The sequence below is a fragment of the Cytophaga hutchinsonii ATCC 33406 genome (genome assembly GCF_000014145.1).
Taxonomy (GTDB): Bacteria; Bacteroidota; Bacteroidia; order Cytophagales; family Cytophagaceae; genus Cytophaga; species Cytophaga hutchinsonii.
Genome location: NC_008255.1, coordinates 3,602,237 through 3,615,431, shown reverse-complemented (window position 1 = coordinate 3,615,431; position 13,195 = coordinate 3,602,237). Strand labels below are relative to the sequence as shown.

Below are 13,195 nucleotides of genomic sequence, written 5' to 3'. Positions count from 1 at the left end.
AATATGGCAAAAGAAAATTTTGACCGTTCAAAACCACACGTTAACGTTGGTACTATTGGCCACGTCGATCACGGTAAAACTACTTTAACAGCAGCAATCACAAAAGTATTGGCTGATAAAGGTTTGGCTGAGAAAAGAGATTTCTCTCAGATCGATAACGCTCCAGAAGAAAAAGAAAGAGGTATTACGATCAATACTTCTCACGTTGAGTACGCTACTGCAACGCGTCACTATGCACACGTTGACTGTCCAGGTCACGCGGATTACGTGAAGAACATGGTTACAGGTGCTGCGCAGATGGATGGTGCTATCCTTGTAGTTGCTGCTACAGATGGTCCTATGCCACAAACACGTGAGCACATCCTTCTTGCTCGTCAGGTAGGTGTTCCTGCAATGGTTGTGTTCATGAACAAAGTAGATTTGGTTGATGATCCTGAATTGTTGGAATTAGTTGAAATGGAAATCCGTGAGTTGTTATCATTCTACAACTTCCCTGGAGATACAATGAGCATCATCAAAGGTTCTGCTTTAGGTGGTCTTAACGCTGATCCAAAATGGGTTGCTACGATCGAAGAATTAATGAACGCGGTAGATAACGATATTCCGATTCCTCCACGTTTGACTGATCAGCCTTTCTTGATGCCGGTTGAAGATGTATTCTCTATCACAGGTCGTGGTACAGTTGCTACTGGTAGAATTGAAAGAGGTGTTATTAACTCTGGTGAAGGTGTTGACATTATCGGTTTTGGTGCTGAGAACTTAAAATCTACAGTTACTGGTGTTGAAATGTTCCGTAAGATCTTGGATCGTGGTGAAGCTGGTGACAACGTTGGTCTTCTTCTTCGTGGTATCGAAAAAGAATCTATCAAACGTGGTATGGTTATCTGCAAACCAGGTTCAGTAAAACCTCACTCTGAGTTCAAAGGTGAAATCTACGTTCTTTCTAAAGAAGAAGGTGGTCGTCACACACCATTCTTTAACAAATACCGTCCTCAGTTCTACATGAGAACGACAGATGTTACTGGTGAAATCGAACTTCCTGCAGGTACTGAAATGGTAATGCCGGGTGATAACATCACAATTACTGTAAAATTGATCGCTGCAATTGCACTTGAAAAAGGTCTTCGTTTCGCTATCCGTGAAGGTGGTAGAACAGTAGGTGCTGGTCAGGTTACTGAAATATTGAAATAATTATCTAATAATAAACAAGGTGCGTTTTTGATTATTTCAGAAACGCATTTGTTTTTTTATAGGATTGTTAATATCTTTGCACCCCGGCTATAAATTCCGGGGTGCATTTACGGGTGTAGTTCAAGGGTAGAATGTCGGTCTCCAAAACCGCTGATGGGAGTTCGAATCTCTCCACCCGTGCACAAGGAAAGTGAATTATGAAGAAACTAGTAAGTTTTGTACAAGGTTCTATAGACGAACTGACTACCAATGTATCCTGGCCGAAATGGTCGGAATTACAAAGTAGTTCTGCGCTTGTTTTATTTGCATCTATCATATTTGCAATTGTTATAGGTCTCATCGACTTCGCGTTTAAAAACGTGTTACAGTCGATTTACTAATTTTATATTCTTTCTGAAGGAACATGAGCGAGTTGCATTGGTACGTAGTTAGGGCTGTTAGCGGCCAGGAAAAAAAGGTAAAATCTTACCTTGAAAACGAAATTACCAGACAAAGACTAGTGGACTATGTGCCACAAGTGCTTATTCCTGCCGAGAAGGTGTATGAAATGAGAAATGGTAAAAAGAGAGTTAGAGAAAGAAGTTTTTTCCCAGGATATGTTCTGATACAAGCAGATTTAAGCCATGGTGAGGCTGCCCACGTGATTACCAGTATTCCTGGTGTTCTCGGCTTCCTGGGTGCTTCTGAAGGTGCTGCTTCAAAAAAACCAATTCCACTTCGTCAATCTGAGGTCAATAGAATATTGGGTACAGTTGATGATTCTCAGGTGGGAGAAGTTGTCCTAGAAACTCCGTTTGTTGTAGGCGAAACCGTAAAAGTTATGGATGGTCCTTTCAGCGGGTTTACAGGTAGTGTAGAAGAAGTATTCGAAGAAAAGAAGAAGCTTAACGTTATGGTTAAAATATTTGGCCGTAATACACCCGTTGAGCTTAATTATATACAAGTAGAAAAACTCCAGTAAGAAAATGGCAAAGGAAATTACCGGATATGTGAAGCTACAGATTAAAGGTGGGGCAGCAAACCCTTCACCTCCAGTTGGTCCGGCTCTTGGTTCCAAGGGTTTGAACATCATGGAATTCTGTAAGCAATTCAATGCAAGAACTCAGGATAAACCGGGCGTATTGCTTCCAGTATTAATTACAGTTTACACAGACAAATCTTTCGATTTCGTCGTAAAAACTCCTCCAGCAGCTATTCTATTAGCGGAAGCAGCTAAGATTAAAAAAGGTTCTGCAGAACCTAACCGTGTTAAGGTTGGATCTGTGAACTGGGATCAAATCCGTACAATTGCGGAAACAAAGATGCCGGATCTTAATGCTTTTAAAATAGAATCTGCAATGAAAATGGTAGCAGGTACTGCCCGTAGTATGGGATTAACAGTATCAGGTAAAGCACCGTGGGAGAACTAATTTAAATTAAAGTCATGGCAAAGTTGACAAAAAAACAAAAAGACGCTCTAAGTAAATTTGATGTCAATAATTCCTACTCTCTTTCAGACGCATCAGCGCTAATTAAGGAAATCACCTATACAAAATTCGACGCTTCTGTTGATATTGATGTAAGACTGGGTGTTGATCCTAAAAAAGCAGATCAAATGGTGCGTGGTATTGTGACGCTTCCTCACGGTACAGGTAAAGATGTTCGTGTATTGGTTCTTTGTACACCTGACAAAGCTCAGGATGCTAAAGACGCCGGTGCAGATCACGTAGGGTTAGACGACTATATCCAGAAAATCGAAGGTGGTTGGTTGGATATTGACGTAATCATCACAATGCCTACAGTTATGGCAAAAGTTGGTAAACTAGGTAAAATACTTGGTCCGCGTAACTTAATGCCTAACCCAAAAGCCGGTACTGTTACACTGGACGTGGCAAAAGCGGTGAAAGATGTGAAAGCTGGTAAAATCGACTTCAAAGTTGATAAATTTGGTATCGTGCATACAAGCGTTGGTAAAGTATCCTTCTCTCCGGAGATGATTCTTGAAAATGCGAATGAAGTATTGCAAGTGCTTGCTAAATTAAAGCCTGCTTCAGCAAAAGGTACATATGTTAGAAGTATTACACTTTCTAGCACAATGAGCCCAGGTATAACAATTGATAAGAGCTCAGTAGCAGGTCTGTAATAAGAGCCTCCTTAAACGAGTAATCAAATGACAAAAGAAGAAAAAGCAATAATCATTCAGGAGGTTGCACAGAAAATAGCAGGTGCTGCTACGTTCTATATCACTGATGGTTCTGGAATGACAGTAGATCAAGTAAACAAATTCAGAAAACTTTGTTTCTCTAAAGGTGTTGAATATAAAGTTGTAAAGAACTCTTTAATTAAAAAGGCTCTTCAGCAACTGAATATTGACCACACAGCGTTAAACGGAGCTGCTCTGAAAGGTGCTTCTGGTCTGATGTTCTCCGACACAGCAAACGTACCCGCTAAACTTTTGAAACAATTCCACAAAGGTGGTGTTGCAAAACCTGAGTTTAAAGGTGCATCTGTTTTCGCAGATTTCTATGTTGGAAAAGACAAACTTGATGCGCTTGCATCAATCAAATCTAAAGAAGAACTTATCGGCGATATCATCGCTCTATTACAAGCTCCAGCTCAACGTGTTATCGGTGGCCTTACAAACGAAAGCCGCGTCTTCGCAGAGCAAGCTTAAAAAAATTAGCTTCGGCTAATCAAACAAATACTTAAAAAATAAATTCATTAATAATTTATAATACAATGGCAGATTTAAAAGCGTTCGCTGAGCAATTGGTTAATTTAACAGTGAAAGAAGTTAATGAATTAGCTTCAATCCTTAAAGATGAGTACGGTATCGAACCAGCAGCAGCTGCAGTAGTAGTTTCTGGCGGTGGTGATGCAGCAGCAGCAGTTGAAGAGAAAACAGCATTTGATGTTATTCTTAAAAGTGCAGGTGCTTCAAAATTAGCAGTAGTTAAATTGGTTAAAGATCTTACTGGTCTTGGCTTGAAAGAAGCTAAAGATTTAGTTGATGGTGCTCCAAAACCTGTTAAAGAAGGTGCATCTAAAGACGAAGCTGAAGCTATCAAGAAACAACTTGAAGAAGCTGGTGCTGAAGTAGAAATTAAGTAATTACTAATTCTCTTCTGTTTATCAGATACGGCATTAGGCCTGACAGTTCATGTCAGGTCTTTTCCTGTTTGTATACCATCAGAATTATAGTGCTAAATTTCAGTTTAAATTATCTAACATAAACTAATTAAAGCGTTGGCAACTAACAATACTCAAAATCTTAGAAAGAGCTTTGCAAAAACTAGAAGTACGGTTGAATACCCAGATTTCCTAGATATCCAAGTTAGATCTTTCAAAGATTTTTTTCAGATTGATACTCCTGCTGAAAATAGATTCAAAGAGGGACTTTATAAAGTTTTTGCAGAAAATTTCCCAATCTCTGACTCCCGTGATAATTTTATTTTGGACTTCATCGATTACAACATCGATACGCCGAAATATAATGTTGACGAGTGTATTGACCGCGGATTAACTTACGCTGTACCTCTTAAAGCAAAACTTCGTCTTACATGTAACGATAAGGACAACGAAGACTTCCAGACAATCGAACAGGAAGTGTTCCTTGGAAATATTCCATACATGACTGAACGTGGATCTTTCGTTATCAATGGCGCTGAGCGGGTAATCGTATCACAGTTGCACCGTTCTCCGGGTGTATTCTTTGCTCAAAGCAAGCACACCAACGGAACTAAACTTTACTCCGCAAGAGTAATTCCTTTCAAAGGATCCTGGATCGAATTTGCAACAGACGTGAACAACGTAATGTTTGCATACATTGATCGTAAAAAGAAATTCCCTGTAACTACGCTGTTAAGAGCAATCGGATACGGTAGTGATAAAGATATATTAGACTTATTCGGTTTATCTGAAGAAGTTGAAGCTACTAAAGCTAATATTAAAAAAGCTATAGGTAGAAAATTGGCTGCCCGCGTACTTCGTACATGGACAGAAGATTTCGTAGATGAAGATACTGGTGAAGTTGTTTCAATCGACCGTAACGAAGTTCTTTTAGAACGTGATTCGATCATTAAAGAAGAAGACATCAACATCATTGTTGAATCTGGTTCTAAATCAATTATTCTTCACCGTGAAGACGTAAATATTGCTGATTACACAATCATCTATAACACGCTTCAGAAGGATAACTCAAACTCTGAAAAAGAAGCGGTTGAGCAAATCTACCGTCAATTAAGAAATACAGACGCTCCTGATGAACAGACAGCACGTGATATCATTCACAACCTGTTCTTCAGTGATAAACGTTATGATCTTGGTGAAGTTGGTCGTTACAGAATTAATAAAAAATTAGGTAGCGGCATGGGTAGTGAGGTTAAAGTCCTTACAAAAGAAGACATCATCAACATTGTAAAATATCTGATCGGTCTTATCAACTCACGTGCTGTTGTTGATGATATTGATCACTTGAGCAACCGTCGTGTTCGTACGATGGGTGAACAGCTTTACAGCCAGTTCAGCGTTGGTCTTGCACGTATGGCAAGAACAATCAAAGAACGTATGAATGTTCGTGACAACGAAGATTTCAAACCTGTAGATCTGATCAATGCGCGTACACTTTCTTCAGTAATCAACTCATTCTTCGGAACAAACCAGTTATCTCAATTCATGGATCAAACCAATCCATTGGCTGAGATTACGCACAAACGCCGTATGTCGGCTCTTGGGCCAGGTGGTTTATCCAGAGAACGTGCCGGTTTCGAGGTTCGGGATGTTCACTATACGCACTACGGTCGTTTGTGTACAATCGAAACTCCTGAAGGTCCAAACATTGGTTTGATTTCCTCTCTTTGCGTTCACGCAAAAGTAAATAGCATGGGTTTCATCGAAACTCCTTACCGTAAAGTTATTGATGGTATCGTTGACGTTAAAAACCAACCGGTATTCTTAACTGCGGAAGAAGAAGACGGTGCACACATCGCACAGGCAAACGCTATGTACGACGATAATGGTAACTTCATTAGCGATCGTATCAAAGCCAGATATGAAGGTGACTTCCCGGTTATTGCTCCGGATAAAGTTGACTTAATTGATATTGCAACAAACCAGATTGTTTCTGTTGCCGCATCTCTTATTCCTTTCCTTGAGCATGATGATGCCAACCGTGCATTGATGGGATCAAACATGCAGCGCCAGGCAGTTCCTTTATTAAGACCGGAAGCACCAATTGTTGGTACTGGTCTTGAAAGACGCGTGGCAATGGATTCAAGAACATTATTGATTGCAGAAGCAGATGGTGTTGTTGAGTTTGTAGATGCAAACGAAATCAAAATGCGTTACGATCTTACTGATGAAGATCGTTTAGTAAGTTTTGATTCAGATATAATCACATATAGCTTAATTAAATTCAGAAGAACCAACCAGGATACCTGTATCAATCTTAAACCGGTTATTCAACATGGTGAAAGAGTTAAAAAAGGTCAGGTATTGTGTGAAGGGTATGCAACGGATAAAGGTGAATTAGCATTAGGTAGAAACTTAATGGTAGCGTTCATGCCTTGGCAAGGGTATAACTTCGAAGATGCGATTGTTATCAGTGAGAAAGTAGTACGTGATGATATCTTTACTTCAATTCACATCGAAGAATTTGAATTAGAAGTTAGAGATACAAAACGTGGTGAAGAAGAATTAACTTCTGAGATTCCAAACGTAAGTGAAGAAGCCGTTAAAAATCTTGATGAAAACGGTATTATTCGTACGGGTGCTGAAATTAAAGAAGGTGATATATTAATCGGTAAAATCACACCTAAAGGTGAATCAGATCCTACACCGGAAGAGAAATTGCTTCGCGCGATCTTCGGTGATAAAGCAGGTGATGTTAAGGATGCTTCTATGAAAGCGCCTCCATCTTTACGTGGTGTTGTTATTGATACGAAATTGTTCTCCCGTCCTAAAAAGGATAAAGATTTGCGTATAAAATCTAAGAAGCAAGTTGAGACAATAAAAGGTAAGTACAGCAAAGATCTTTTAGCTTTAAGAGAGCAAATGATCGAAAAGCTTGCTGCTTTATTGGATGGACAGACTTCTCAAGGTGTTAAGCATAAATTCGGAGATGAAGTAATTTCTAAAGGTGTTAAATTCTCCCGTAAAAATATTGAGGCGAATGTCTTCCCGGACAAAAACCCATACAGAGATGAGAGCAATTATAACGTTCAGGAAGAAGCGAACTTATTAGGTGATTTGATTATTGATAATTGGACATCTGATAAAAAAATTAACGAAAACGTTTTACGTTTAGTTAAAAACTATTTGACAAAACGTAATGAAACTGCTGGTAAATTCAAACGCGAGCGCTTCACATTAGAAGTTGGGGATGAATTACCTGCTGGTATTGTTCAATTAGCAAAAGTTTACATTGCTAAGAAACGTAAGTTGAAAGTTGGTGATAAGATGGCTGGTCGTCACGGTAACAAAGGGGTTGTTGCCCGTATTGTCCGTGATGAAGATATGCCATTCTTAGAAGACGGAACTCCGGTTGATATCGTACTTAACCCGCTTGGGGTACCTTCGCGTATGAACATCGGTCAGATCTATGAAACATTATTAGGTCTTGCCGGCAAGAAATTAGGTAGAAAATATGCAACTCCAATCTTCGATGGTGCTTCTGAAGAAGAAGTAATCAACGAATTAAGAGATGCAGGTTTACCTACAATCGGTCGTACGAAACTGGTAGATGGTTTATCCGGTAATCCTTTTGACCAACCAGTTACGGTAGGTGTTATTTATATGATGAAACTTGGTCACTTGGTTGATGATAAGATGCACGCTCGTTCTATCGGGCCATACTCTCTTATTACACAACAACCGTTGGGTGGTAAAGCTCAATTCGGTGGTCAGCGTTTTGGTGAAATGGAGGTTTGGGCACTTGAAGCATTCGGTGCAGCAAACATTCTTCAGGAAATCCTTACAGTGAAATCTGATGATGTTGTAGGTCGTGCTAAAACATACGAATGTATTGTTAAAGGCGAAAACCTACCGAGACCAAACATCCCGGAATCATTCAATGTATTGGTGCATGAACTTAGAGGTTTAGCTCTTGAGATCACACTTCACTAATATCATAATAGTTTTAGAACCTTTTGGCTAACCAATAGACACAGAAAAAAATGGCGTTCAGAAAAAACAAAAAACTGAATAACGATTTCACAAAAGTAACCATCAGTCTTGCTTCTCCAGAATCAATTCTTGAAGGCTCTCATGGTGAGGTTACACAACCGGAAACAATCAACTACAGAACATACAAGCCAGAGATGGGTGGTTTGTTCTGTGAGCGGATTTTCGGTCCGGTAAAAGACTGGGAATGTCACTGCGGTAAATACAAACGTATTCGTTACAAAGGCATTATTTGTGATCGTTGCGGGGTTGAAGTAACAGAGAAAAAAGTTCGTCGTGAACGTATGGGTCACATCGAATTAGTTGTACCTGTAGCACACATCTGGTATTTCCGTTCATTACCAAACAAGATCGGTTACATGTTAGGTTTACCTACAAAGAAACTTGATCAGATCATATACTACGAACGTTATGTTGTTATTCAATCAGGTGTTAAATCTGAAGACGGTATCAACTACCTTGATTTCCTTACTGAAGATGAATATCTGGATATCTTAGATAAACTTCCTCGTGAGAATCAATTATTAGACGATAAAGATCCAAATAAATTCATCGCTAAGATGGGTGCAGACGCGTTAGAAACACTTCTTTCCCGTTTGAACTTAGATGAATTATCATACAGCTTACGTCATGCGGCAGCAAACGACACTTCTCAGCAACGTAAAGCGGAAGCGCTTAAACGTTTGAAAGTTGTTGAAGCTTTCCGTGATGCAAGATCCCGTATAGAAAACAAACCGGAATGGATGATTATCCGCATGGTTCCTGTGATTCCCCCGGAATTACGTCCATTAGTGCCGTTGGATGGTGGTCGTTTCGCTACATCCGATTTAAATGATCTTTACAGACGTGTTATTATCCGTAACAACCGTTTGAAAAGATTGATCGAAATCAAAGCTCCGGAAGTAATCTTACGTAACGAAAAACGTATGCTTCAGGAAGCGGTAGATTCATTGTTCGACAACTCACGTAAGATAAACGCTGTACGTGCAGAAGGTAACAGAGCATTGAAATCACTTTCAGATATGTTGAAAGGTAAGCAGGGACGTTTCCGTCAGAACTTACTTGGTAAACGTGTCGATTACTCTGGCCGTTCTGTAATCGTTGTAGGACCTGAATTGAAAATGCACGAATGCGGTCTTCCGAAAGATATGGCAGCTGAATTATTCAAGCCATTTATCATTCGTAAGCTGATCGAACGTGGTATCGTAAAAACAGTTAAGTCTGCTAAGAAAATAGTGGATCGTAAAGATCCGGTTGTTTGGGATATTCTTGAAAACGTATTGAAAGGTCACCCGATCCTTTTAAACCGTGCTCCTACACTTCACCGTTTAGGTATTCAGGCATTCCAGCCAAAATTGATTGAAGGAAAAGCAATTCAGTTACACCCCTTAGTGTGTACTGCCTTCAACGCCGATTTCGATGGTGACCAGATGGCGGTTCACGTTCCACTGGGACATGAGGCTATTCTTGAAGCATCATTATTGATGATTGCATCTCATAACATCCTGAACCCTGCGAATGGTGCGCCAATTACAGTACCATCTCAAGACATGGTTCTTGGATTATATTATGTAACAAAAGGCCGTAAGTCTACACCTGAGCACCCGATCAAAGGTGAAGGTATGGCATTCTACGGTGCTGAAGAAGTTGTGATCGCTATCAACGAAGGTCGCTTATCACAACATGCACATATCAAAGTTAAAGGTATCGTACGTACAGATGCCGGTGAATTAGTTGAACAAATGATTGATACCGTTGCCGGTAGAGTATTGTTCAACTTAGTAGTTCCGGAAGAAGTAGGTTTCGTAAACGAACTGTTAACGAAGAAAAAATTACAGTTGATCATTGGTATGGTATTCAAGATCGCTGGTATGTCTAAAACTGCGAAGTTCCTGGATGATATCAAGCAGATCGGATTCCAGATGGCCTTCAGAGGTGGTCTTTCTATCGGTTTGGATAACATTGGTATCCCCGCTGATAAAAATACATTGATCGATGGCGCTAAGAAAGAAGTTGATTCAGTATGGAGCAACTACTTAATGGGTCTTATCACAGACAACGAACGTTACAACCAGGTTATTGATATCTGGACGCGTGTGAACTCTGAGATCACAGATACATTGATGAAACAGCTTGAAGCTGATCAGCAAGGTTTCAACCCGATCTACATGATGATGCACTCCGGAGCACGTGGTTCTCGTGAGCAGATCCGTCAATTAGGTGGTATGAGAGGTTTGATGGCTAAGCCACAAAAGAACTTACAAGGTTCAGTTGGTGAGATCATCGAAAACCCGATCCTTTCCAACTTCAAAGAAGGTCTGGATGTAATCGAATACTTTATCTCTACACACGGTGCTCGTAAAGGTCTTGCCGATACAGCCCTTAAAACGGCCGATGCAGGTTACTTAACACGTCGTTTGGTTGACGTCGCACAAGATGCAATTATCAACGAACAGGATTGCGGTACATTAAGAGGTCTTACAGTTTCTGCATTAAAAGACAACGACGATATCGTTGAACCGTTAACAGAACGTATCCTTGGTAGAGTAAGCGTTCACGATGTATTCCATATTATTTCAAATGAATTGTTGGTTTCTTCCGGACAGGAAATTACAGAAGAAATTGCAAGAAGCATAGATGATTCAGGCATTGAATCTGTTGAAATCAGATCCGTTCTTACGTGTGAATCAAGAAGAGGATGTTGTGCAAAATGTTACGGTAGAAACTTGTCATCCGGTCAAATGGTTGGTATTGGAGAATCTGTAGGTGTTATCGCAGCACAATCCATTGGTGAACCAGGTACACAGTTAACACTTCGTACATTCCACGTGGGTGGTACGGCATCTAACATTACTGTTGATGCAAACATCAAAGCTAAGTTTGATGGTGTAGTTGCTTTTGATGATTTAAGAGTAATTCAATCTACAAACTTAGAAGGCGATAAAGTAACTGTAGTAATGGGCCGTTCAGGTGAGATTCGTATCGTTGAGCCGGTATCTGGCAAAACGTTATTGAGTAACCACGTTCCATACGGTGCATTCTTAAATGTGAAAGATGGTGAAACGGTTAAAAAAGGTCAGGAACTTTGCTTCTGGGATCCATATAACGCTGTTATCTTATCTGAATTCGAAGGTACAATCCAATTCGATTCAATCGAAGAAGGTGTAACATACCGCGAAGAATCTGATGAACAGACTGGCCACAGAGAAAAAGTTATTGTTGATACAAAAGATAAAACGAAAAACCCTGCAATCATTGTAAACCATAAGAAAGGCGAACCAAAAGGATACAGCATCCCGGTAGGCGCCCACTTAGCAGTTGAAGATGGACAGGATGTTAAACCTGGTCAGGTATTAGTTAAGATCCCTCGTTCTGTTGGTAAAACAAGAGATATTACGGGTGGTCTTCCACGTGTAACTGAATTGTTCGAAGCACGTAACCCTTCTAATCCTGCTGTAGTAAGTGAGATTGATGGTATCGTAACGTACGGCGCAATTAAGAGAGGTAACAGAGAGATCTTTATTGAATCAAAAGATGGTGTTAAAAAGAGATACATGGTACCGCTTTCCAAACACATCCTTGTTCAGGACAACGATTTCATCCGTTCAGGAAATCCGTTGACAGATGGAGCAATTACTCCATCAGATATCTTATCAATCAAAGGACCTACAGCTGTTCAGGAATATCTTGTAAATGAAATTCAAGAAGTATACCGTCTGCAAGGTGTAAAAATCAATGATAAACACATTGAGATTATTGTTAGACAGATGATGCAAAAGGTTCAGATTATCGAAGCCGGGGATACATCTTTCTTAACAAACCAGGCAGTGGATCGTTTCAAATTCAGAGAAGAAAACGATAATATCCTGGATAAGAAAGTTGTTGTAGAATGTGGCGACTCAGAAAAATTAAGACCAGGTATGATCATTACTGCACGTCAGTTAAGAGACGAAAACTCTAGCTTGAAACGTAAGGATCAACGTTTGGTAGTAGTTAGAGATGCTGAACCAGCAGTTTCTATGCCAACACTTCAAGGTATTACTCAAGCTTCTTTGGATACAGAAAGTTTCATCTCTGCAGCGTCGTTCCAGGAAACGACAAAAGTACTCAGCGAAGCAGCAGTAAGAGGAAAAGTAGATTTCTTAAAAGGCTTGAAAGAAAACGTAATCGTAGGTCACTTAATCCCTGCAGGTACAGGTCAGCGTGTATTCAATGACATTATCGTAGGATCAAAAGAAGAATACGATAGTTTGATCGCTTCGAAAGAAGCCTTCAATGCTGCCCGCAAAGGCGAGTTACAACAGAGTTAATAAATATTGAAAAAATAAACAAGGGCACTGGTTCTTATAACCTTTGCCCTTGTTTTTTCTAAAAGCGTCTATAAAATGGCTATCAAAAATAATCCAGCTGAAGAAATGATGCAAAATCAATTAAACATTGAGTTGCCGGAAGACATGGCAGAAGGTGTTTATGCTAATTTAGCTATGATTGCACATTCTAACAGCGAGTTTGTATTAGATTTCATTCGTATGATGCCTGGAGTTCCCAAAGCACGTGTCAAAGCGCGGGTCGTACTAACTCCCGAACATGCAAAACGCTTATTACAGGCTTTAAACGACAATATCGTGAAATACGAAGAAGCATTTGGCCCGATAAAAGATCAGGAAGAATTTCCACGTTTTCCGATGAATTTTGGAGGTCCGGTAGGAGAAGCCTGATTGAAATCTAAATAATTGAGCATTAATTAATAAAGAATGCGCAAAATGGTGATAAGATGTGGATGAATTTGAAAAAAAATAATATCCACAATTTGCAGAATCGCCAAATTAGCGTACCTTTGCAGTCC

The 13,195-nt window shown here is 39.8% G+C and carries 10 protein-coding genes and 1 tRNA gene; all 11 read left to right on the top strand.

Going from position 1 to position 13,195, the window contains the following annotated elements; genetic code table 11:
* The first annotated feature begins 3 nt into the window (after positions 1-3).
* The 11 genes from tuf to CHU_RS15400 all read left to right on the top strand — a co-directional run bounded on the left by tuf (position 4) and on the right by CHU_RS15400 (position 13,067).
* Entirely contained in the window at positions 4-1,191 is a 1,188-nt protein-coding gene (gene tuf / locus CHU_RS15450; protein ID WP_011586525.1) for an elongation factor Tu, read from the top strand.
* A 109-nt stretch (positions 1,192-1,300) separates the two neighbouring features.
* A tRNA-Trp gene (locus CHU_RS15445) sits at positions 1,301-1,371 on the top strand.
* A 17-nt stretch (positions 1,372-1,388) separates the two neighbouring features.
* Positions 1,389-1,571 carry a preprotein translocase subunit SecE gene (gene secE, locus CHU_RS15440; protein ID WP_011586524.1) on the top strand — a complete coding sequence of 61 codons (183 nt, stop codon included), beginning with the start codon at positions 1,389-1,391 and terminating at the stop codon, positions 1,569-1,571.
* A gap of 23 nt (positions 1,572-1,594) precedes the next feature.
* The gene (gene nusG, locus CHU_RS15435; RefSeq protein ID WP_011586523.1) at positions 1,595-2,152 is read left to right on the top strand and encodes a transcription termination/antitermination protein NusG; all 558 of its coding nucleotides are present in this window, start codon (positions 1,595-1,597) and stop codon (positions 2,150-2,152) included.
* Positions 2,153-2,156: 4 nt separating this feature from the next.
* Positions 2,157-2,600 (top strand): 50S ribosomal protein L11, encoded by a 444-nt coding sequence (gene rplK / locus CHU_RS15430; protein WP_011586522.1) that lies wholly within the window; start codon positions 2,157-2,159, stop codon positions 2,598-2,600.
* A 14-nt stretch (positions 2,601-2,614) separates the two neighbouring features.
* Positions 2,615-3,313 carry a 50S ribosomal protein L1 gene (gene rplA / locus CHU_RS15425; protein WP_011586521.1) on the top strand — a complete coding sequence of 233 codons (699 nt, stop codon included), beginning with the start codon at positions 2,615-2,617 and terminating at the stop codon, positions 3,311-3,313.
* 27 nt (positions 3,314-3,340) lie between these two features.
* Positions 3,341-3,844, top strand: coding sequence for a 50S ribosomal protein L10 (gene rplJ, locus CHU_RS15420; protein ID WP_011586520.1), 504 nt, complete (start codon positions 3,341-3,343; stop codon positions 3,842-3,844).
* Positions 3,845-3,909: 65 nt separating this feature from the next.
* The gene (rplL, locus tag CHU_RS15415) at positions 3,910-4,281 is read left to right on the top strand and encodes a 50S ribosomal protein L7/L12 (protein WP_011586519.1); all 372 of its coding nucleotides are present in this window, start codon (positions 3,910-3,912) and stop codon (positions 4,279-4,281) included.
* A gap of 135 nt (positions 4,282-4,416) precedes the next feature.
* Positions 4,417-8,292, top strand: coding sequence for a DNA-directed RNA polymerase subunit beta (gene rpoB, locus CHU_RS15410; RefSeq protein ID WP_011586518.1), 3,876 nt, complete (start codon positions 4,417-4,419; stop codon positions 8,290-8,292).
* Between the two features lie 50 nt (positions 8,293-8,342).
* The gene (gene rpoC / locus CHU_RS15405) at positions 8,343-12,659 is read left to right on the top strand and encodes a DNA-directed RNA polymerase subunit beta' (RefSeq protein ID WP_011586517.1); all 4,317 of its coding nucleotides are present in this window, start codon (positions 8,343-8,345) and stop codon (positions 12,657-12,659) included.
* Positions 12,660-12,734: 75 nt separating this feature from the next.
* Positions 12,735-13,067 carry a DUF3467 domain-containing protein gene (locus tag CHU_RS15400; RefSeq protein WP_011586516.1) on the top strand — a complete coding sequence of 111 codons (333 nt, stop codon included), beginning with the start codon at positions 12,735-12,737 and terminating at the stop codon, positions 13,065-13,067.
* Positions 13,068-13,195: the final 128 nt, after the last annotated feature.